Genomic DNA, 20704 nt, shown 5'->3' on the forward strand with positions numbered 1-20704 from the left:
TTTCCGCGGGGGCGCCCGCCTCCTACATGGTGCGCAACCACACCGCGAAGCTCAGCGGCACCGCGTTGAGTTCGTAGCGGGGCAGCACGTCCGGGCCGCACGACGCCGAACCGAGACCCCGGTGGACGTGGTCGATGTGGAGGTGGAGTTCGCCGGAGTCGGCCAGGTCGGTGGTGTGCTTGGCCTCGGCGAGCGCCTTCGTCGGCCAGCGCCGGACGGTCAGCGAGAAGTGCGGTTCGCCGTGCAGCTGGAGCCCGCGTCCGTTGTGGCCGGTGATGCGGGCCCAGCGGACCTCCGCGCGGGCGCCGTTCTCCTGGGGGCGCACGTACGGGGTCTGAAGCCGGTCGACGGTGGAGGTGTAGTGGCCGATGCGGGCGGCGGCGATGCTGTCGGGGTAGGCCTCGCCCGGGCCGCGGCCGAACCACTCGACGTTGTCCCAGGCGGCGGGCAGGCCGAGCTTGAAGCCGACGCGGCCGAGCGGCACCGTCCACTCCCCTTCGGGGAGCATGGTGATCTCCAGCCGCAGCCAGTTCCCGAAGGCCTGCCAGCGGTAGGTGTTGGCCATCGACGCGGTGCCGCCGGCGGGTTTGACCTCGGTGTGCACGACGTAGCTGTGGTCGTAGGCTCCGGCGCGGATGAGCCGGTGGCTCAGGTCGTCGAGGCCCACGCGCTCCCAGCGGTCGGCGACGGAGGGGTTCTTGCCGCGGTCGTTGTCGGTCGGCGCCCGCCACAGTTCCAGCGACGGGCAGCCGATCTCGATGTCGCCGACCCGCAGCAGGGTCCCGTCGGAAGCGAACTCGGCGGGCCCGAGCAGGACCCGGCCGTCCTCGACGACGACGGGGGCGGTCGGCTCGTCGGCGTCGAAGGGGCGTTCGGCGATGACGTCGTCGGTGCGGCCCTGGTGCCAGGCGATCTCGTGCCCGGCCGGGGCCCAGGCGGTCTCGGCGGCGAGCACGGCGCGGACGGTCCACCAGTGCTCGAAGGGCGGCAGCCCGGCCCGTTCCGGCGGGAAGATCGGCAGGGTCAGGTCGGCGCTCTCCCCGGGCCGCAGCACGGGCAGGTCGAGCGGGCCGCCGTCGGTGTGCTGGCCGTCTATCGCGAGTTCCCAGCGGAAGGCGAGGTGGGAGGTGTCGCGGAAGTCGTGGCGGTTGGTAACGCGCACGGACCCGTCGGGCTGGGTCTCGAAACGGATCGGCTCGACGACCTTCTTGAACTCGACGAGTCCGGGGGAGGGCGTGCGGTCGGGGAAGACGAGGCCGTCGATGATGAAGTTGCCGTCGTGCACGGTCTCGCCGAAGTCGCCGCCGTAGGCGTAGTGCGCGCGACCGTCCGGTGTGGACACCGGGATGCCGTGGTCGAGCCACTCCCAGATGAAGCCGCCCGACAGTCGCGGGTAGGTGTCGAAGAGCCGCTGGTATTCGCTGAGGCCGCCGGGCCCGTTGCCCATGGCGTGCGCGTATTCGCAGAGCACGAAGGGCATCGCGCGACGGCGGGCGTCGAGACCCGGGTCGTCGAGGGGCGCCTCGATGCGCTTGCCGATCTGCTCGACCTCGGTGACGCCGGCGTACATCCGGCTGTACACGTCGGTGTAGGCGCAGGTCCAGTCGCCCTCGTAGTGGATGAGGCGCGTGTCGTCGCGATGCTTGGCCCACGCGGCCATCGCGGCGAGGTTGGCGCCGGTGCCCGACTCGTTGCCCAGGGACCACATGATGACGCTGGGGTGGTTCTTGTCGCGCTCGACCATGCGGCGCATGCGGTCCAGGTAGGCGTCGGTCCACAGGGGATCGTCGCTGGGGTTGTCGCGCCAGTCCTGTAGTTCGAAGCCGTGGGTCTCCAGGTCGCACTCGTCGATGACCCACATGCCGAGCTCGTCGCACAGATCCAGGAAGGCCGGGTGCGGCGGGTAGTGGCTGGTGCGGACGGCGTTGATGTTGTGCCGCTTCATGAGCGTCAGCTCCGAGCGGGCGGTCTGGTACGGGACCACGCGGCCGGTGCGGGGGTGGAACTCGTGCCGGTTCACGCCGCGCAGGAGGACGGGCGAACCGTTGACGAGCAGCCGTGCGTCCTCAATGGACACTGTCCGGAATCCGACATGCACCGCGACGGTCTCGGTCGCCGAGCGGATCTCGGCGGCGTAGCGGCGGGGCAGTTCGGCGCTCCACGGCTCCACGAACGGGATCGTCACCGGAGTACCGGACTCGGCGTCGACCTCCAGTTCGGGGATGACGACGCGCACGCCCTCCGCGGCCTCCAGCAACAGACTTCCCGAGCCGCCGACGTGGTCGTACCCGGCGCGCACGAAGAAGTCCCCGACGGCGCCGTCGGGCCGGTGCCGCAACGTCACCTCGCGGAAGATCCCCGGCAGCCACCACATGTCCTGGTCTTCGAGATACGTCGCCGAGGACCACTGGTGCACGCGGGCGGCCAGCACGTTACGCCCGGGGCGCAGCGCCACCGTCGCGTCGAACTCGACGGGAAGCCTGCTCCCGCGGGAGATCCCCAGCTCCACACCGTTGCACCACACGCGCAGCGAGGAGTCGGCGCCTTCGAAACGCAGCACCGTGCGGCCCGTCTGCGGCCAGCCCTCCGGCAGGTCGAAGACGAGCCGGTGATCGCCGACCTGGTTCTCCGCCGGGACCCTCGGCGGATCAACGGGAATCGGATAGACCACGTTGGTGTAGATCGGCGCCCCGTGACCGTGCATCGGCCAGCTCGACGGGACCGGGATGTCGGACCACCCGGCGTCGTCGAAGTCCGGATCCCAGAAGCCCTCCGGAGCCTTGTCCTCCGATCCCGCCAGGTGGAAACGCCAGGTGCCGCTGAGGTCCACCTGCGCCGCGTCGGTCCGCCCGATCGCACGCGGTGGAAGCGCTCCGAAGCCGGGGGAGGGGTCTTCGAAGTACGCCAGGGGACGTGTCATCGCGGCTTTGCCTCTTCTTCTCGCCGGTACGCCTTACGGCAGGCAAGTATTCGTCTGTCGTGTGTGGGTGTCAAACAAGGATCGTTACAGGGACCGCCAAGGAAGATTACCTTCCGTCTACCATCCGCTGACCCTCCGTACTTCATCGCATCCGTCGATCGGGGCAACCGGGGACACACGCGGACCAGATCATCGCGCGCGATCGTGGTGAAGGCTGTTGAATTTTCCGGGGTTCCCACAGAGTGGCCGTTGCCGTACGCTCGGCCGAAGATCCGGGTCGATACCGGACGCATCTCGTGCAAATCCACGAAGGAAGGAACGATCATGCGTTTAGGGCAATTACCCAGAATCCTCGCGGTGAGCGTGCTCGGCGCCGCCGCCCTCACCGCCCTCGGCGGAGCGACGAGCCTGCTGCCCGACCCCGCGCCCGCGGCCGCGTCCCCCGCGGAACCGCAGATCGAGCGCGTCGGTGCCGAACAGGCCGCCGCGATCAGCGTGGACTACTCCGTCTCCTCGAACGTGACCTCGCAGACCGTACGCCATCCCGGTGCGACGTACGTCAAGGTCCACTTCCAGAAACTCGCGCTCGCCGCCGGGGACTACGTGACCGTCTCCGACCCTTCGGGGGCCGAAACCTATACCTACCACGGTGCTCCCGGCCGTGGGCTGCGTTCGGGCGACTCGGGTTACACCGTGCACGGTGACACCGGCTTCGCCGCGATGTCGGTCGAGGGCGACACCGCGATCGTGACCGTCCACCGCGAGTCGGACAAGGGCCTGGCCGCGATCGGCGCTGGCGGGTCGGTCGTGACGATCGACAAGTTCTGGCGCGGCTACGACGAGGCCGAGTACAACGCGGCCAACATCGGCCTGATGAGCGTCTGCGGCAGCGACGCCCGCCGTGACGTGGTCTGCTACCAGACCAGCCACCCGACCCAGTTCGCTCGCTCGAAGCCGGTCGCGCGCCTGCTCATCGGCGGGACGAGCGCCTGCACCGGCTGGCGCGTCGGCGACACCAACCGCGTCCTCACCAACAACCACTGCACCTCGACGCAGGCGGGCGTGACGAGCACCGAGACGCAGTTCAACTACCAGTGCCAGACCTGCGGCGGGAACAACCCCTTCACGCCGACCAAGGTCAGCGGCGCCACGCTCGTCAAGACGAGCGCGAGCCTGGACTACACGCTGTACTCGGTGAACAACTTCGCCACGATCAGCTCCTTCGGCACGCTCTACATCGAGTCGCGCCAGCCCGTCTCGCACGAGACCATCTACATCCCGGGTCACGGTGACGCCACGGCCAAGCGCCTGTCGATCTACGAGACGGCCGGCGGCGCCCTGTGCGACATCGACACCGTGAACCTCGACTCGGTGAACACCGGCTACCTGTGCGACACCTCGGGCGGCAACTCCGGTTCGCCGGTCCTGGCGGCGTCCTCGCACAAGGTCATCGCCCTGCACCACCTCGGCGGCTGCCAGAACGCCGGCACCCGGATGAGCCTGATCTACCCGCAGATCATCAGCCTCATCGACAACACCCCGTAGCGCGCGTGCCGCGACGGTGAGACTCCCGAACCGGCGGCCGCCTCGTCTCGAACGAGGTGGCCGCCGGTTCCTTTCGCGTGAGACGCGGGATGAAAGTTCTTGCAGGAGCCGCTTTCAGGCCGCGCGGTCCAGTGCGTGACCGCACGCCGCCCTGCTGCGGTCGCGCCCCACCGGCGGTCGGGCCGCTTGCAGCCGCCTCGCGGTTCCCGCAAAGGGAACCCGCGCAATCCGGGCATTGCGGACCGGTGGTGTCGCCGGGCTTCCTTGACCCTCCTGAAACCCGGCGATAGCATCCCTGAAACCTTGCGCAAGGCTTTGCACGGCCGACACCTGGCCGGGGGCACCGGTACCGCCTCCGGCCGCACATCCCCTAGCGAGGAAACATGCGCACCCGGCAGCTCCCCACCCCTCGTCCCCGATCCCTGTACGCGTTCGCGGCCGCCGCCGTGCTGGCCGCCGCGGCGTTAATACCCGGCGACGGCACCGCCGCCGAACCGGTGGCGGCGACCGACGTCGCGGTCACCGCGGCACCCGGTAACGGCGACGCCGTCCTGCACCTGTTCGCCTGGCCCTGGAAGTCGGTCGCGCAGGAGTGCACCACCGTCCTGGGACCGGCGGGCTTCCCCGCCGTCGAGGTCTCGGCGCCGCAGGAGCACGTCGTCCTGCCCGGCAGGTCCTATCCGTGGTGGCAGGACTATCAGCCCGTCAGCTACAAGCTGGAGACGAGACGCGGTGGCGCCGCCGACTTCGCCGCGATGGTCGCCGCCTGCGACGCCGCGGGGGTCGAGGTCTACGTCGACGCCGTCGTCAACCACATGGCGGGCGGCGCCTCCACCGGAACCGGCAGCGGCGGCAGCGCCTACACCCACTACGGCTACCCCGCCGTGCCCTACGGCAACGACGACTTCCATCACTGCGGCCGCAACGGCAACGACGACATCGCCAACTGGACCGACCGCTGGGAGGTCCAGAACTGCGAGCTGCTCGATCTCTCCGACCTCAAGACCGAGTCGGAGAACGTCCGCGCGAAACTCGCCGGGTACCTCCAGCATCTCGTCGACCTCGGCGTCGACGGCTTCCGCGTCGACGCCGCCAAGCACATGCCCGTCGCCGACTTCCAGGCGATCTTCGGGCGGCTGTCGGGCTCACCGAAGATCTTCCTTGAGGTCATCGAGGGCGGCAGCGGCGAGATCAGTCCCACCGAGTACACCGGGCTGGGACGGGTCACGGAGTTCCGCTACGGCGATCAGGTCGGCGCACGCTTCAAGGACGGCAATCTCGCCGCCCTGTCGGGGATCCAGTCGCACCTGCTGCTCGCGTCGGAGGCCGCCGAGACCTTCATCGACAACCACGACACCCAGCGCAGCGGCCGCGCCCAGCTCACCTACAAGAACGGCGCCCGCTACATCATGGCCGAGGCCTTCGCCCTGGCCCACGGCTACGGCTCACCGCAGCTCCTCTCCGGTTACGCGTTCACCGACCCCGAGGCCGGGCCACCGTCCACATCGAACGGCACGACGACCCCGGCGGTCAACGCCTCCGGGGCCTGCGCGACCGGCTGGGAATGCTCGCACCGGCAGCGGGCGGTCCTCAACCTCGGCGCCTTCCGCGAGGCCGCCGCGGGTCAGGCCACGACGCACTGGTGGAGCAACGGCTCGAACCAGATCGCCTTCGGCCGTGGGAACCGCGCCTTCGCCGCCTTCAACGCCGGCGGCGCCCTCACCCGCACGTTCGCCACCGGACTGGCCGACGGCGTCTACTGCGACGTCGCCAACGGCGACCGCAAGGCCGACGGCACCTGCACCGGCCCGAGCTACCGGGTCAGCGGCGGCTCGTTCACCGGGACGGTTCCGGCCGACGGAGTGCTCGCACTGCACGTCAACGCCATGGTCGGCGGTGACCCCGGCCCGGGGCCGGGGACCTGCGCGAGCGGCGTCGCGGTCACGTTCACCACGACGGCGACGACCTTCTACGGGCAGAACGTGTACGTCACCGGCAGCGTCCCGCAGCTGGCGAACTGGTCGCCGCAGAACGCCGTGCCGCTGACCACGACCGCCTCCACCTATCCACAGTGGACGTCGGCGGCGGTGACACTGCCCGTCGGGACGGGCTTCCAGTACAAGTACGTCAAGCGTCACAACGCCGACGTGGTCTGGGAAAGCGACCCGAACCGCACCTTCACGGTGGCGGCCTCCACCGGATGCGCCGTCACGATCCGCGACACCTGGCGATGACCGACGACGGGCCGGAGTCCACAGGGGACTCCGGCCCGTCTCCTCAGGGGGTCCGGCGCCGGAGCGTCGCCGCGCCGAGGATGAGCGCGAGCAGCGCCACACCGAGTACGACGGCCAGGTCGAGCCACATCGTGTTCGTCGGCGAGGTGTGCGCGCCGACCTCGGTCAGCGCCTCCACCGCGTAGGTCAACGGCATGACCTCGCTGGCGCCCTGGAGCCAGCCGGCCATCTCCTCGCGCGGCCAGATCAGGCCGCACAGCAGCATCTGCGGGAGCACGACGGCGGGCATGAACTGCACGGCCTGGAACTCGCTCGTCGCGAACGCCGACAGCAGCAGCCCGACCGCGACGCCCAGGACGGCGTTGGCGACGGCGAGGCCGCCGATCAGCCACGGACTGCCCGCCGTGTCGAGGCCGAGCAGCCAGTACGAGGTCGTCGCCGCCAGGCCCGCCTGCACCGCGGCGGCGAGCGCGAAGGCGATGCCGTAGCCGAGCAGCAGGTCGAGCTTGTGCAGGGGAGTGGTCAGCATCCGTTCGAGGGTGCCGCTGGTGCGTTCCCGCAACATGGCGACGCTCGTGACCAGGAACATCGAGATGAAGGGGAAGACGCCCAGCATGACAAGGCCGACCCGGTCGAAGATCATCGGCGCGGAGTCCATGACGTAACGCAGAAGGGTCAGCAGCAGCGTCGGGACGAGCAGGATCAGCGCGATCGTGCGGCGGTCCCCGGCCAGCTGGCGGAGGATGCGCGCGGTCGTGGCGGCGGTGATGCGGATCGACATCAGACGCGTCCCTTCTCCTGCTCGCGGATGAGGCGGAGGAAGGCCTCGTCCATATCGCGGGTGCCCGTCGACTCGCGCAGACCGTCGGGAGTGTCATCGGCGACGATCGCGCCCTCGCGGATCAGGAGGATCCGGTCGCAGCGCGCGGCCTCGTCCATGACGTGGCTGGAGACGAGGAGGGTCGTGCCTTCCGCGGCGAGCCGGTTGAAATGCCGCCACAGGTCGTAACGCAGGACGGGATCCTGCCCCACCGTCGGCTCATCGAGGACCAAGACCTCCGGGCGCGCGACCAGCGCACACGCCAGTGACGCCCGCGCCCGCTGCCCACCCGACAGATTCCGCACGAGCTGCCCGGCGGCCCCGCCGAGCCCCACGTCGTCGAGCGTCTGCTCGACCTCACCACGCCCCACGCCGTAGAGCGTCGCGAAATAGCGGAGATTCGCCCGCACCGACAGATCCGAGTACACCGACGGCGACTGCGTCAGATAACCCACCCGATGCCGCAACCCGGCAGAGCCCGCCGGCTCACCCAGGACCGAGACAGAACCGGAACGCACCTTCTGGACACCGACGATCGCGCGCATGAGCGTCGTCTTGCCACTGCCACTGGGACCCAGCAGACCAGTGACGGCCCCGGCGGCGATGGAACAGGAAAGGCCGGGCAGGACGCGCCGGCGCCCCCGCTCGACCACGAGATCGGACACGGTGATGGCGCTTCGCATGGGGACTCCCGGGGGAGGAACTCAACGTGTGGTGAATTATAGCCGGGCTTGTTTGGGTGGCGCGAACGAAACCGCCTGAGGGGTACGGGTTCGGACTGCGGCCCGCCGCCGGTGCCAGGTTCCCGGGCTGCGGGGGAGCCACGCCCCCGTCCTCACCCCCGCAACCCCCGCCGAACCCCCCACCCGCCCGGCACGACACAATCGGTTTCCATGGCGCCACCCTCAGCCCTCGACCCCGCGATCGCCGCCCGGCTCAAACGCGACCCGGCCGGCCTCGTCGCCGCCGTCGTCCAGCAACACGGCAGCGGCGAAGTCCTCATGCTCGCGTGGATGGACGACGAGGCACTCCACCGCACCCTCACCACCGGCCGCGCCACCTACTGGTCCCGCAGCCGCCAGGAGTACTGGGTCAAAGGCGCCACCTCCGGCAACGTCCAGCACGTCCACTCCGTCGCCCTCGACTGCGACGGCGACGCCCTCCTCATCACCGTCGACCAGACCGGCCCCGCCTGCCACACCGGCACCCGCACCTGCTTCACGGGCCGCGAACTTCCCGTCCACACCCCACCAGGAACGGACGACCCCTCATGAACCCCCGGAGACAACTCGGCACCGCCATCCTCGGCGGCGTCGCCGGCGCCGGACTCGCCTGGTACGCCGCCACCCGCGTCTGGTGGACCGAGACCATCCCCCGCCGTGAACCGCTCCCGCCCACGACCACCGACCACACCGGCGCCGACCTCGCCGCCTGGATCGTCCCCCTCGCCATCGTCGCCCTCGCCGGAGCCGTCGCGCTCTACGCGACCCGCGGCGCCGCGCGCACGACCCTCGCCGCCGTCATCGCCCTCGCCGGGCTCGCCGTCACCATCGGCGGCGGCTACGGCCTCACCCGCGAACCCGGCGTCTGGCCCGCCGCCACGACCCTCGGCGGCCTCGCCGTCGTCGCCGTCGCCGTCCTCGCGCTGCGCACCGGCGCGCGCTGGCCGCACATGTCCAACCGCTACGAGCGCGCCTCGCGTCCCCGAGCCGCCACGACGTCCCTATCAGACGACCCCGTCGCGATGTGGAACGCCCTCGATCGCGGCGAGGATCCGACATCGCTTAACATCGGCAAAATGGCACCCGGAGAGGGGAGTTCCGGATGAGTGTGCTCGACGACATCGTCGCCGGCGTCCAAGAAGAACTGGCCCGGCGCGTCCAGCAGGTGTCCCTGGACGAGATTCGTGAACTGGCGGCCGCCGCGCCACCCCCGATCGACGCCCTCGCCGCGCTCAAGGCGCCCGGCGTCGGAGTCATCGCCGAAGTGAAGCGCTCGTCGCCGTCGAAGGGTCAGCTCGCCGAGATCCCCGACCCCGCCGAACTCGCCACCGAGTACGCCTCGGGCGGCGCGCGGGCGATCAGCGTCCTCACCGAGAAGAACTACTTCAAGGGATCCCTCGACGACCTCGACGCCGTCCGCGCCCAGGTCTCGATCCCCGTGCTCCGCAAGGACTTCATCGTCTCCAGCTACCAGGTCCACGAGGCCCGCGCCCACGGCGCCGACCTCGTCCTCCTGATCGTGGCGGCCCTCGACCAGAACACGCTGACCGGACTGCTCGACCGCGTCGAGTCGCTCGGCATGACGGCGCTCGTCGAGATCCACACCGAGGAGGAGGCCGACCGCGCGCTGGAGGCCGGGGCCAAGGTCATCGGCGTCAACGCCCGCGACCTGCACACCCTCCAGGTCGACCGCTCGGTCTTCGAGCGGATCGCACCCGGCCTGCCCAACGACGTCGTCAAGATCGCCGAATCCGGCGTCCGCGACGCCCGCGACCTGATCCGCTACGCCGGGTTCGGCGCCGACGCGGTCCTCGTCGGCGAGGGCCTCGTCACCAAGAAGAGCCCGCGCGACGCCGTCGCCGACCTCGTCACCGCGGGCAGCCACCCCGCGACCCCGAGGCCGGTCCGGTGACCGCCGGTCCCGACCCCACCGGGCACTTCCGCAACGCCGACGGCACCGACTTCGGCGGACGTTTCGTCCCCGAAGCCCTCATCGCCGCCCTCGACGAGCTCGACACCGTCTACCGCAAGGCCTTCGAGGACCCGGCGTTCCTCGCCGAGTTCGACCGGCTCCTGCGCGAATACGCGGGAACCCCGAGCATGCTCTACGACGCCACGCGCCTCTCCGAGGTCGCCGGGCGCCGGATCCTGCTCAAACGCGAAGACCTCAACCACACCGGTGCGCACAAGGTCCGCAACGTCCTCGGGCAGGCCCTGCTCACCAAGCGCATGGGCAAGCCGCGCATCATCGCCGAGACCGGCGCCGGCCAGCACGGCGTCGCCAGTGCGACCGCCGCGGCCCTGTTCGACCTCGAATGCACGGTCTACATGGGCGCCGAGGACACCCGCCGCCAGGCGCTCAACGTCGCCCGGATGCGGATGCTCGGCGCCGAGGTCGTGCCCGTGACCACCGGATCCCAGACCCTCAAGGACGCCATGAACGAGGCGCTCCGGGACTGGGTGTCCAGTGTCGACACCACGCACTACCTGATCGGCACCGTCGGCGGACCGCACCCGTTCCCCGTCATGGTCCGCGACTTCGTGCGCGGTATCGGCGACGAGGCCCGCGCGCAGTCCCTGGCCCAGATCGGGCGCCTGCCCGACGCCGTGTGCGCCTGCGTCGGCGGCGGCTCCAACGCCATCGGCGCCTTCCACGCCTTCGTCGGCGACCCCGGGGTCGCCCTCTACGGCTTCGAGGCGGGCGGCGACGGCGTCGAGACCGGCCGCCACGCCGCGACCCTCTCCGGCGGCGCGCCCGGCGTCCTGCACGGGGCCCGCACCTACGTCCTCCAGGACGAGGACGGCCAGACCGTCGAGTCGCACTCGATCTCGGCCGGTCTCGACTACCCCGGCGTCGGACCCGAGCACGCCTACCTCCACGACACCGGCCGCGTGAACTACGAAGCGGTCACCGACGCCGAGGCCATGGACGCGATGATGACCCTCACCCGCACCGAGGGCATCATCCCGGCCATCGAGAGCGCCCACGCCGTCGCCGGGGCCCTGCGCCTCGCGCCGACGCTGCCCGAGGACGCCGTCATCGTCGTGTGCCTCTCCGGCCGCGGCGACAAGGACATGGACACCGCCGCGCGGTGGTTCGGCCTCTACGACGACGAGCCCGCGTCGTGAGGCCCGCGAGGGTGAACCGGGCGAACGAGGAGAAGCAGTCGTGAGCGTCGCCCCCACCCTGGCCAAGACCCGCGCCGCCGGACACTCCGCGCTCGTCGGCTACCTGCCCGCGGGTTTCCCGACCGTCGCCGACGCCACCAACGCCGCACGCGCCATGGTCGAGGCCGGCGCCGACGTCGTTGAGATCGGCTTCCCCTACTCCGACCCGGTCATGGACGGGCCCGTCATCCAGCGCGCCGCCGAACACGCGCTCGCGGGCGGCCTGCGCGCCGCCGACGTGCTCCGCACCGTCGAAGGCGTCGCCGCGACCGGGGCGCCGGTCCTGGTCATGACCTACTGGAACCCGATCCTGCGCTACGGCGTCGACGCCTTCGCCCGCGACCTCGCCGCCGCAGGCGGAGCCGGGCTCATCACGCCCGACCTGATCCCCGACGAGGGCGCCGACTGGCTCGCCGCGAGTGAGGCCCACGGCCTTGACCGCGTCTTCCTCGTCGCGCCGAGCTCCAGCGACGAGCGGATCGCCAGCACCGTCGCGGCCACCTCCGGCTTCGTCTACGCCCAGAGCGTCATGGGCGTGACCGGCGCCCGCGACAACGCCCCGGCCGCCGCTCCCGAACTGGTGGAACGCACCCGCAAGGCGACCGACCTGCCGATCGGCGTGGGCCTCGGCGTCCGCTCGGGCGCGCAGGCCGCCGAGATCGCCGCCTACGCCGACGCGGTCATCGTCGGGTCGGCGATGGTCAAGTGCCTCCTCGACGCCCCGACCGTCGGTGACGGCATCGCGGCGCTGCGGGCGCTGACCGGCGAACTCAGCGATGCCGTGCACGCGTGAACTGAGCGCAACCGGTAGCGTGTCCGCGTGGACCTCGCCTACATCCCCAGTCCGTCGCAGAGCGTCTGGCACCTCTTCGGTGTCGTCCCCATCCGCGGCTACGCCCTCGCCATCATCTCCGGCATCGTCATCGCCTGTGTGATCACCGAGGTCAGACTCCGGCGCAGGGGCGCCGCGCCCGGCACGGTCATCGACATCGCGCTGTGGGCGGTCCCGTTCGGGATCGTCGGCGCGCGCATCTACCACGTGATCACCTCACCCGACGCCTACTTCGGCGTCGACGGCGTCCCGATGGACGCCTTCGCGATCTGGAAGGGCGGCCTCGGCATCCCCGGCGCGATCGTCGCCGGCGCCCTCGGCGCCTGGATCGCCTGCCGCCGCCTGGGCGTCCCGCTGTCCATGGTCGCCGACGCCCTCGCGCCCGGCCTGCCCGTCGCGCAGGCCGTGGGACGGCTCGGGAACTGGTTCAACCAGGAGCTCTACGGCGGTCCCCTCGACGCCTGGTGGGCCGTCGAGATCGACCAGCAGAACCGTCTCGCGGGCTACATGGACGTGGCGACCTACCACCCGACCTTCCTCTACGAGCTGCTGTGGAACCTCGGCCTCGCGCTCCTGGTGTGGCTGCTGGACCGGCGCCTCAAGTTCGGCAAGGGCCGCGCCTTCGCCCTCTACGTGCTCGGCTACGGCATCGGGCGGTTCTGGATCGAGGGCATGCGCATCGACCCCGCGCAGGACTTCCTCGGCCTGCGCCTCAACCAGTGGATGAGCGTGGCGATCATCGTCGGCGCCCTGATCTACCTCCTGCGCGTCGAAGGCAAACGCGACGTCCTGGTGCCCGGCGCCGACGGTGTCCTCAAGGCCGTCCCCTACGACAGCCCGGAGGCGCTCGCGGGGGAGGCCGACGTCGACGCCGACGAGACCGTCACCGAGGACGACGACCCGGACGAGGAGTCCGAGGACGAGGCATCCCGGGACGGCGAGACCGGCGACGCCGGTGAGAACGAGAAGGCTACCGAGGACGGGAAGGTCTGATGGACGAGCGCTCCGCCGTCGTCGTCGGCGCCGGAGTCGGTGGCCTCGCCGCCGCGGTGGCGCTGGTCAACGCGGGCTGGCGGGTGCAGATCCTGGAGCGTCACGACCGGCTGCGCGCCGACGGCGCCGCTCTCCTGCTGTGGGCGAACGGCGTCCGCGCGCTGCGCGCCCTGGGGATGGGCGCGGCGCTGGAGGCGATCGCGGTCCGGCAGGAGCGCGGGACCGGCGGTCTGCGCACGCCCGACGGCCGCTGGCTGATCAAGATGTCCGAACCCGAGGAGCGCGGCGAAGGGCTGTCGGGGACGGCCGTGGTGCACCGGCAGGACCTGCACGAGGCGCTCGTCGCCGCGCTCGGTGACGCCGCCACGATCCGGGCCGGCGCGACGGTGACGGGCGTGCGCCTCGGCGACGCGCCCGCCGTGAAGCTCGGCGGGGAGACGATGACCGCCGACCTGATCGTCGGCGCCGACGGGATCAGCAGCATCGCGCGTTCGACGCTCGACAACCACTCGCGGCTGGTCGGTGCCGGGCGCGTCGCCTGGCGGGCCGTGGTGCCTCGGTTCCGCGCCCCGGAGGTCGCCGACAGCGGGGAGACGCAGGGCTCGGGCCGTCGTTTCCTGTCCGCCGACCTGGGCGCGCATGGCGTGTACTGGGCCGCGGAGGCGCGGGGGAGTGTGCGGCCGGAGTCGACGGCCGGGCAGCTGGACCTGCTGAAACGCTGGTTCGCGGGGTGGCACGAGCCGATCGGGCAGCTGATCGCGGCCACGCGCCCCGAGGAGCTCATGCAGCACCCGGTGGAGTACCTCGACCCCCTGCCGAGAAGTTTCGTGCACACCGGGGCGACCAGCGGCGTCGCGTTGCTCGGTGACGCCGCCCATGCGATGACGCCCGACCTCGGCCAAGGCGCGTGCCTGGCCCTGGAGGACGCGGTGACGCTCGGCGTGTGCATGGGTGGGCGGGCCGTGCCGGACGGGCTGCGCCGCTACGAGGCGCTGCGCAGACCGCGGATCGTGAAGATGACGAAGATGTCGCGGCGGGTCGGCGGCGTGTTCGCCGCCCAGGGCAGATTCGTGGTGCCGTTGCGCACGGCGCTGCTGCGGGGCATCCCCGACAAGACCTTCGCCAAGGGCGCGGCGGCGCTGACGGACTGGACGGTCCCGGAGGCTTAGCGCGACGTTCACCGAGGCGCGTGCTCCACGGGGCGCGCGCCTCGTCGCCGCGCGTGCGAGGCTCGCGGTGAATCGGGCCAAAAACGGCCAAGTCGCCACGTGGGAAAACCGTGCCCCAACGACGGATGAACTGAACCAAACGCGCCCGTCACCGCGTCTCCATGCCTAGGTATCCTTGCGGCACGGTGGGCGTTACCCGGCTGTAATGTAGCCCCCGCAGTGCCGTCGAACACCGAAATGGAGCGTGACGATGCCAGCGTTTGATGCCGTGGTGGCCGGAGCCGGTGGGTTCATCGGCGGACACCTCGTCCGGGCCCTCCTGGACGAAGGCAAGACGGTGCGCGCGGTCGACATCAAGCCGTTCGACCAGTGGGACCAGCGCCACGAGACCGCCGACAACCTGAGCCGGGACGTCGGTCTGCTCGAATCGGCGCGCGAGGTCCTCGACGGCGGCGCCGGCGAGGTCTACAACCTCGCCTGCAACATGGGCGGCATGGGCTTCATCGAGACCCACAAGGCCGAGTGCATGCTCTCGGTCCTGCCCAGCACCCACATGCTCATGGCGGCCCGCGACGCCGGCGTCGGGCGCTTCTTCTACTCGTCCTCGGCCTGCGTCTACGCCGGGTACAAGCAGACCGAGGCGAACCTGGAGCCGCTCAAGGAAGAGGACGCCTACCCCGCCGACGCCGAGGACGGCTACGGCTGGGAGAAGCTCTTCAGCGAGCGCATGTGCCGCCACTTCCGCGAGGACTTCGGCCTGGAGACGCGCATCGCGCGCTACCACAACATCTACGGCCCGCAGGGCACCTGGGACGGCGGCCGCGAGAAGGCCCCCGCCGCCGCGTGCCGCAAGGTCGCCATCGCGGCCCTGACCGGCGAGCACGAGGTCGAGATCTGGGGCGACGGGGAGCAGACCCGCAGCTTCACCTACGTCGACGACTGCGTGCACGGTTCGCGGATGCTGACCCGGGGCGACTTCGTCGACCCGCTGAACGTCGGCAGCTCCGAGATCACCACGATCAACAACCTGTACCACCTGATCGCCGACATCGCCGGTGTCGAGATCAAGCTCAAGCACATCGACGGCTTCCTCGGCGTGCGCGGCCGCAACAGCGACAACACGCTGATCCAGAAGGAGTTCAACTGGGAGCCGTCGATCTCCCTGCGCGAGGGTCTCACCGAGACCTACCGCTGGATCCACGACCAGGTGGCCAGGAAGCTCGGCAAGTAAGTGGGTACGGAGATGGGAACCGGCCGCATCCAGCGCGTCGACGTCCTCGGTGTCGGCATCAGCGCCATCAACCGCGACATGGCCATCGACGAGGTCACCCGCTGGATCGAGGAACGCGAACGTCATTACGTGTGCGTCACGGGCGTCCACGGGGTCATGGAGTCGCAGCGCGACGAAGAGCTCATGCGCATCCACAACGCCTCCGGGCTGACCACACCCGACGGCATGCCGATGGTGTGGGCCGGGCACAAGGCGGGCGCGAGCTGGATGGGTCAGGTGTTCGGCGCCGACCTCATGCAGACCGTGCTGGCGCGCGCGGCCGAGCGCGGCTGGTCGTCCTATCTCTACGGCGGCAAGGAGGGCGTGCCCGAGCTGCTCGCGGCACGCCTGACGGCCCGTTTTCCGCAGCTGAAGATCGCCGGCACGTACTCGCCGCCGTTTCGCCCCCTGACCGAGGAGGAGGACGCCGAGATCGTCGCGCGCATCAACGACTCGGGCGCCGAGCTGGTGTGGGTGGGCCTGTCCACGCCGAAGCAGGAGCGGTGGATGGCCGCGCATCGCGACCGGCTGCACGCTCCGGCGCTGTTCGGGGTCGGCGCGGCCTTCGACATGCACGCCGGTCTGGTCAAGCGGGCGCCGGACTGGATGCGCGAGCACGGCCTGGAGTGGAGTTACCGGCTGGCGAAGGAGCCGAAGCGCCTGTGGCGCCGGTACCTGCGCAACAACCCGGCCTTCCTCGCACAGATCATGCGCAACCCGCCCAAACTGCGGGACTGATGAACGACGTCGTCGGTGTGACGACCACGGTGGACGCCGAGGAGGCCGCCGCCCGCCTCGCGGGTGAGGCGGTGGCCGCCCGGCTCGCCGCGTGCGCGCAGGTCGAGGGCCCGATCACCAGCGTGTACTGGTGGGCGGGCGCGGTGGAGGAGTCGCGCGAGTGGCGGGTGGTGTTCAAGACGACCGCCGCCATGGCCGGGGAACTGACGGCCTTCATCGTCGCGCGGCACTCCTACGACACGCCCGAGGTGCTGGTGACGCCGGTCGCCGGCGGGCACGGCCCCTACCTTGAGTGGATCGCGGCGGAGACGGCGACGCGGGGATCACCCCGCGACACCCCGGCCGATTAGTTAAGGCTGCCCTAAGCTAATGTTTCCCCGCTCTGCACAGGAGGAGGCGGGATGACACTGGTGGCGTCAGGGCTCACCGTGGGGTACCAGGCCGGACGTCCCGTCGTCGCCGACGTGGACCTCACCCTGGAACCGGGCACCGTCACCGTCCTCGTCGGCGCCAACGGCTGCGGCAAGTCGACGCTGCTGCGCACGATGGCCGCCCTCCAGCCCGCTCTCTCCGGTGACGTGACCGTCGGCGGGGACCCCGTCGCCGCCCTGTCCCGCCGTGAACTGTCCCGGCGCCTGGCGTTCCTCCCGCAGCAGCCCCTCGTCCCCGCGGGCGTGACCGTCGACGAACTCGTCCGGCACGGCCGCTACGCCCACAGCGGCGCCTTCGCCCGGCACAGCGCCGAAGACCGCGAGGCCGTCGACTGGGCCATGGACGTCGCCGACGCCGCCGCCCTGTCCACCCGCCGCCTCGACGAACTCTCCGGCGGGGAACGGCAGCGCGCGTGGCTGGCCACCGTCCTCGCGCAGCGCGCCGGCGCCCTGCTCCTCGACGAGCCGACGACCTACCTCGACCTCAAGCACCAGTACGAGGTCCTCGACCTCGTCCGGCGCCTCGCCGACGACCACGGCATCGCCTGCGGTCTCGTCCTCCACGACCTCGGCCAGGCCGCCGGATACGCCGACCAGGTCGCCGTCGTCGCCGGGGGCCGCGTCATCGCCACCGGCGACTCCGCCGAGGTCATCACCGACGAGACCGTCGCCCGCGCCTTCGACCTGTCGGTGACGATCCTGCGGGATCCGGGCACCGGGCACGTGGCCGTCTTCCCGCGGCCCACGACGGAGCAACAGCTCAACTAAGGAGAACGATGCGCAAGTTCCTCGGTGCGTTCGCGGTTGCCGCCCTCGCCCTCGGTCTGGCCGCGTGCAGTGGCAAGACCGCCGACGGCGGCGGCCAGAACGACGACAAGGGTGGCGCGATCACGCTCACGACCACCTCCGGTGAGGTCTCGCTCGACAAGCCCGCCGTCAAGGTCGTCGCCCTCGAATGGACCTACGTCGAGGATCTGCTCGCCATCGGCGTCACGCCCGTCGGCGTCGCCGACATCAAGGGCTACGACACCTGGGTCACGGCCGGCGCGCGCGTCCCCGCCGGAGTCAAGGACGTCGGCACCCGCCAGGAACCCAGCATCGAGGAGATCCGTCTCCTCGACCCCGACCTGATCGTCACCGACGAGGACCGCGTCGCCACCAACCGGGACGCCCTCGCCGAGATCGCCCCGCTGGCGACCTACAGCTACACCAAGGACCCCGAGGGCCAGTACGCGGGCATGCGCCGGATCGTCCAGCAGATGGGCCTGGCCACCGGCAAGACCGCCGAGGCCGAGCAGGTCCTCACCGACCTCGACACGAAGGTCGCCACCGCGACCGAGGCCGTCACCGCCAAGGGCAAGACCGGCGCGCCCTTCGCCCTCTCACAGATCTTCACCACCAACGGCACCCCGCAGTTTCGGATGATGACCGAGAAGTCCCTCGCCGGTGAGGTCGTCGGCAAGATCGGCGTGGCCAACACCTGGACCGGCGAACCCGACGCGTGGGGCATGACGACCGTGACCGTCGAAGGCCTCACCGCCGTGCCCGGCGAGTCGAGCTTCCTCTACGTCGCCGCCGACGCCGACAACCCCGTCACCGGCGCCCTCGCCGACAACAAGCTGTGGACCGACCTCGGCTTCGTCAAGGACGGGGGCGTCAAGGCCCTCGACCCGGGCACCTGGTTCTTCGGCGGCCCGCTGTCCTGCGGCCAGATCCTCGACGAGACGGTCAAGGCCCTCACCGCCTGAGCCCGCCTCCACGGCCGCACGCCACCGGGCGTGCGGCCGTTTCCCGCCCCATCCCGCCGACACAGGTGACGCCACGTGAGCACGCTCCCCACCGCCCACCCCGGTCATCCGCAGCTGCGGGGACGACTCCTCTGGGGAGCCGCCGCCCTCCTGGCGCTCGCCGGCGTGGCGGTCGTGCACCTCAACCAGGGCGCGGCCGGTGAACTCACCGAGGCGGTCCTGCTCGGGGCGCGGCTGCCGCGACTGCTCGCGGGACTCGTCGTCGGCGTGGCCCTCGGCGTCGCCGGTGTCCTCGTGCAGGGCGTCACTCGCAACCCACTGGCCTCCTCCGACACCCTCGGCGTAAACGCGGGCGCCTACCTGGGCGTGGTCGTGGCCACCGTGGCCGTGCCCGTCCTCCCCGGCCTCGCGCTCCTGTCCGGCGGGCTCGCCGCCTTCGTCGGCGGAGTCGCGGCGATGGCGCTGGTGTGGACGCTGACCTCGCGCGGCCCCCGCACGCCCGGCCGCGTGCTGCTGGCCGGGACGGCCGTCAGCTTCGCCGCCGGCTCGATCGCCGCCCTGCTCCTCCTGCTCAACGAACCTCTCGCCGGGCAGCTGTTCTTCTGGGGCAACGGCACCCTCGTGCAGAACTCGATGACCCGGCCGACCGTCATCGGCGTCATCGTCGTCCTGGCCGTCGCGGCGGCCTTCGCCCTCGCCCGGCCCCTCGACCTGCTCCGCCTCGGCGACGACGCCGCCGAGGCGATGGGCGTGCCCGTCGGCCGCATCCGCCTCGCCGCCCTCGGCCTCGCCGTCCTCTGCGCTGCCGCCGCCGTCACCGTCGCCGGGCCGATCAGCTTCGTCGGCCTCCTCGCGCCCATCGCCGTCCGCCGCCTCGGCCTGCGCCCGCACGTGTGGCTCATCCCCTTCGCCGGGATCACCGGCGCGGCCCTCCTGCTCGCCGCCGACGTCGCCGCCCGCCTCATCGCACCGCCCTCGGCCGGTGCCGGCGAACTGCCCGTCGGGATCCTCGCCGCCCTCCTCGGCGGGCCGGTGTTCATCCTCCTCGCCCGCAAGATCGTCACCGGCGACGAAGGCGGCGGCGCGGCCGTCGCCGTCCGCGGCCCCATGACCCGCCGCGCCTACACCCTGCTCCTCGCCGGAGGGCTACTCGTCTTCGCCGCGGCCGTCGTCATCGCCGTACGCGTCGGCGAGGTCCACATCGCCTGGTCGGCGCTCCTGCCCTGGAGCGGCGACGACCTCGCCCACGACATCCTCGGCTCCCGCGTCCCGCGCGTCCTCGTCGCCGCCCTCGCCGGAGCCATGCTCGCCGCCGCGGGCTCCTCCGTGCAGGCCGTCGTGCGCAACCCACTCGCCGAACCGCAACTGCTCGGCATCACCGGCGGAGCCGCCGTCGGCGCGGTCGCCCTCATCACCCTCGCGCCCGGCGCCCCCGCCGAGGCGATCCCGCTCCTCGCGATGGCCGGCGGCGTCCTCGCCCTCGGACTCGTCCTGCTCGCCGCCCGAAGCAAGGGCGGTCACCTCGACCCCACCCGCGTCATCCTCATCGGCATCGGCGTGGCCGCCACCTGCATGGCCCTCGTCGACCTGCTCGCCGTCCGCGCGCACATGAACATCTCCGCGGCACTGGTGTGGCTGTCGGGAAGCACGTACGCCCGTGGGGAGGATCAGGTCTGGTGGCTCGTCCCGGGGCTGCTGATCGTGGTGGCGCTGGTGTGGTCGGCTCGGCCGCTCAACATGCTCGCGCTGGGGGAGGACCTGCCCCGCTCCCTCGGCCTCGGACTGGGCCGCACGCGCGTCCTCGCGCTGACCGGCGGGGCCGTCCTCGCGGCCCTGACCGCCGGGGCCATCGGCGCCGTCGGCTTCGTGGGCCTCGTCGCGCCCCACCTCGCGCGCCGCGTCGCCGGGACCGACCACCGCCGCCTCGTGCCGGTCTCGGCGCTGTTCGGCGCGACGCTGCTGGTCGTCGCCGACACCCTCGGCCGCTCGGTCCTCGCCCCACGCGGGATCCCCGTGGGGATCGTGACCGCGCTCATCGGAGCGCCCTACCTGGTGTGGCTGCTGCGCCGTTCGGGACGCTGAACACGAAAAGATCGGCGGCCCCGGGGGAGGCC

The 20704-nt window shown here is 71.4% G+C and carries 18 protein-coding genes; 15 read left to right on the forward strand and 3 right to left on the reverse strand.

The genetic code is table 11. The annotated features are described in order from the left end of the window. Nucleotides 1–22 precede the first annotated feature (22 nt). Complete coding sequence (locus HNR73_RS03170) at nucleotides 23–2920, reverse strand: glycoside hydrolase family 2 TIM barrel-domain containing protein (RefSeq protein ID WP_184785663.1); 2898 nt, start codon at nucleotides 2918–2920, stop codon at nucleotides 23–25. Nucleotides 2921–3277: 357 nt separating this feature from the next. Here HNR73_RS03170 and HNR73_RS03175 point away from each other — a divergent pair, with 357 nt between their 5' ends. After that, nucleotides 3278–4465, forward strand: a complete 1188-nt coding sequence (locus tag HNR73_RS03175; RefSeq protein ID WP_239122069.1) for a trypsin-like serine peptidase — start codon at nucleotides 3278–3280, stop codon at nucleotides 4463–4465. 383 nt (nucleotides 4466–4848) lie between these two features. Then, a complete protein-coding gene (locus tag HNR73_RS03180) occupies nucleotides 4849–6699 on the forward strand; it encodes a carbohydrate-binding module family 20 domain-containing protein (RefSeq protein WP_184785665.1) in 1851 nt (616 codons plus the stop codon). Nucleotides 6700–6742: 43 nt separating this feature from the next. Here the strand turns inward: HNR73_RS03180 and HNR73_RS03185 are convergent, their stop codons facing one another. Beyond that, entirely contained in the window at nucleotides 6743–7480 is a 738-nt protein-coding gene (locus tag HNR73_RS03185; protein WP_184785666.1) for an ABC transporter permease, read from the reverse strand. Further along, nucleotides 7480–8202, reverse strand: coding sequence for an ABC transporter ATP-binding protein (locus HNR73_RS03190; RefSeq protein WP_184785667.1), 723 nt, complete (start codon nucleotides 8200–8202; stop codon nucleotides 7480–7482). The genes HNR73_RS03185 and HNR73_RS03190 overlap by 1 nt, the downstream gene beginning before the upstream one ends. Nucleotides 8203–8412: 210 nt before the next feature. Here HNR73_RS03190 and hisI point away from each other — a divergent pair, with 210 nt between their 5' ends. The 13 genes from hisI (at nucleotide 8413) to HNR73_RS03255 (ending at nucleotide 20672) form a co-directional block, all read left to right on the forward strand. Next, on the forward strand, nucleotides 8413–8793 hold the full coding sequence (hisI, locus tag HNR73_RS03195; protein WP_184785668.1) for a phosphoribosyl-AMP cyclohydrolase: 381 nt from the start codon (nucleotides 8413–8415) through the stop codon (nucleotides 8791–8793). Beyond that, nucleotides 8790–9347, forward strand: coding sequence for a Trp biosynthesis-associated membrane protein (locus HNR73_RS03200; RefSeq protein ID WP_184785669.1), 558 nt, complete (start codon nucleotides 8790–8792; stop codon nucleotides 9345–9347). The genes hisI and HNR73_RS03200 overlap by 4 nt, the downstream gene beginning before the upstream one ends. A gap of 2 nt (nucleotides 9348–9349) precedes the next feature. Then, nucleotides 9350–10153: an indole-3-glycerol phosphate synthase TrpC gene (gene trpC / locus HNR73_RS03205; protein ID WP_203686067.1), complete on the forward strand. Its 804-nt coding sequence runs from the start codon at nucleotides 9350–9352 to the stop codon at nucleotides 10151–10153. Beyond that, the gene (gene trpB / locus HNR73_RS03210) at nucleotides 10150–11370 is read left to right on the forward strand and encodes a tryptophan synthase subunit beta (protein ID WP_184785671.1); all 1221 of its coding nucleotides are present in this window, start codon (nucleotides 10150–10152) and stop codon (nucleotides 11368–11370) included. The genes trpC and trpB overlap by 4 nt, the downstream gene beginning before the upstream one ends. A 40-nt stretch (nucleotides 11371–11410) precedes the next feature. Next, entirely contained in the window at nucleotides 11411–12202 is a 792-nt protein-coding gene (trpA, locus tag HNR73_RS03215; protein ID WP_184785672.1) for a tryptophan synthase subunit alpha, read from the forward strand. Nucleotides 12203–12229: 27 nt separating this feature from the next. Then, complete coding sequence (gene lgt, locus HNR73_RS03220) at nucleotides 12230–13234, forward strand: prolipoprotein diacylglyceryl transferase (protein ID WP_184785673.1); 1005 nt, start codon at nucleotides 12230–12232, stop codon at nucleotides 13232–13234. Next, nucleotides 13234–14403, forward strand: coding sequence for an FAD-dependent oxidoreductase (locus tag HNR73_RS03225; RefSeq protein ID WP_184785674.1), 1170 nt, complete (start codon nucleotides 13234–13236; stop codon nucleotides 14401–14403). The genes lgt and HNR73_RS03225 overlap by 1 nt, the downstream gene beginning before the upstream one ends. 250 nt (nucleotides 14404–14653) lie before the next feature. Then, nucleotides 14654–15634: an NAD-dependent epimerase/dehydratase family protein gene (locus HNR73_RS03230; protein WP_184785675.1), complete on the forward strand. Its 981-nt coding sequence runs from the start codon at nucleotides 14654–14656 to the stop codon at nucleotides 15632–15634. A 12-nt stretch (nucleotides 15635–15646) separates the two neighbouring features. Next, the gene (locus HNR73_RS03235) at nucleotides 15647–16411 is read left to right on the forward strand and encodes a WecB/TagA/CpsF family glycosyltransferase (protein ID WP_184785676.1); all 765 of its coding nucleotides are present in this window, start codon (nucleotides 15647–15649) and stop codon (nucleotides 16409–16411) included. Beyond that, complete coding sequence (cutA, locus tag HNR73_RS03240; protein WP_184785677.1) at nucleotides 16411–16761, forward strand: divalent-cation tolerance protein CutA; 351 nt, start codon at nucleotides 16411–16413, stop codon at nucleotides 16759–16761. The genes HNR73_RS03235 and cutA overlap by 1 nt, the downstream gene beginning before the upstream one ends. A gap of 51 nt (nucleotides 16762–16812) precedes the next feature. Next, complete coding sequence (locus HNR73_RS03245) at nucleotides 16813–17610, forward strand: ABC transporter ATP-binding protein (protein ID WP_184785678.1); 798 nt, start codon at nucleotides 16813–16815, stop codon at nucleotides 17608–17610. An 8-nt stretch (nucleotides 17611–17618) separates the two neighbouring features. Next, on the forward strand, nucleotides 17619–18590 hold the full coding sequence (locus tag HNR73_RS03250; RefSeq protein WP_184785679.1) for an ABC transporter substrate-binding protein: 972 nt from the start codon (nucleotides 17619–17621) through the stop codon (nucleotides 18588–18590). A 75-nt stretch (nucleotides 18591–18665) separates the two neighbouring features. After that, entirely contained in the window at nucleotides 18666–20672 is a 2007-nt protein-coding gene (locus HNR73_RS03255; protein WP_184785680.1) for an iron ABC transporter permease, read from the forward strand. Nucleotides 20673–20704 lie beyond the last annotated feature (32 nt).

Origin of the sequence: Phytomonospora endophytica, assembly GCF_014202425.1 — a bacterium.
Lineage (GTDB): Bacteria > Actinomycetota > Actinomycetes > Mycobacteriales > Micromonosporaceae > Phytomonospora > Phytomonospora endophytica.

What these genes read in the sequence shown, in the direction of transcription:
- hisI (WP_184785668.1), top strand. Translation starts at nt 8,413, where the DNA reads ATGGCGCCACCCTCAGCCCTCGACCCCGCGATCGCCGCCCGGCTCAAA.
- HNR73_RS03245 (WP_184785678.1), top strand. Translation starts at nt 16,813, where the DNA reads ATGACACTGGTGGCGTCAGGGCTCACCGTGGGGTACCAGGCCGGACGT.
- HNR73_RS03225 (WP_184785674.1), top strand. Translation starts at nt 13,234, where the DNA reads ATGGACGAGCGCTCCGCCGTCGTCGTCGGCGCCGGAGTCGGTGGCCTC.
- HNR73_RS03250 (WP_184785679.1), top strand. Translation starts at nt 17,619, where the DNA reads ATGCGCAAGTTCCTCGGTGCGTTCGCGGTTGCCGCCCTCGCCCTCGGT.
- HNR73_RS03180 (WP_184785665.1), top strand. Translation starts at nt 4,849, where the DNA reads ATGCGCACCCGGCAGCTCCCCACCCCTCGTCCCCGATCCCTGTACGCG.
- cutA (WP_184785677.1), top strand. Translation starts at nt 16,411, where the DNA reads ATGAACGACGTCGTCGGTGTGACGACCACGGTGGACGCCGAGGAGGCC.
- HNR73_RS03200 (WP_184785669.1), top strand. Translation starts at nt 8,790, where the DNA reads ATGAACCCCCGGAGACAACTCGGCACCGCCATCCTCGGCGGCGTCGCC.
- HNR73_RS03190 (WP_184785667.1), bottom strand. Translation starts at nt 8,202, where the DNA reads ATGCGAAGCGCCATCACCGTGTCCGATCTCGTGGTCGAGCGGGGGCGC.
- HNR73_RS03185 (WP_184785666.1), bottom strand. Translation starts at nt 7,480, where the DNA reads ATGTCGATCCGCATCACCGCCGCCACGACCGCGCGCATCCTCCGCCAG.
- HNR73_RS03170 (WP_184785663.1), bottom strand. Translation starts at nt 2,920, where the DNA reads ATGACACGTCCCCTGGCGTACTTCGAAGACCCCTCCCCCGGCTTCGGA.
- HNR73_RS03235 (WP_184785676.1), top strand. Translation starts at nt 15,647, where the DNA reads ATGGGAACCGGCCGCATCCAGCGCGTCGACGTCCTCGGTGTCGGCATC.
- HNR73_RS03230 (WP_184785675.1), top strand. Translation starts at nt 14,654, where the DNA reads ATGCCAGCGTTTGATGCCGTGGTGGCCGGAGCCGGTGGGTTCATCGGC.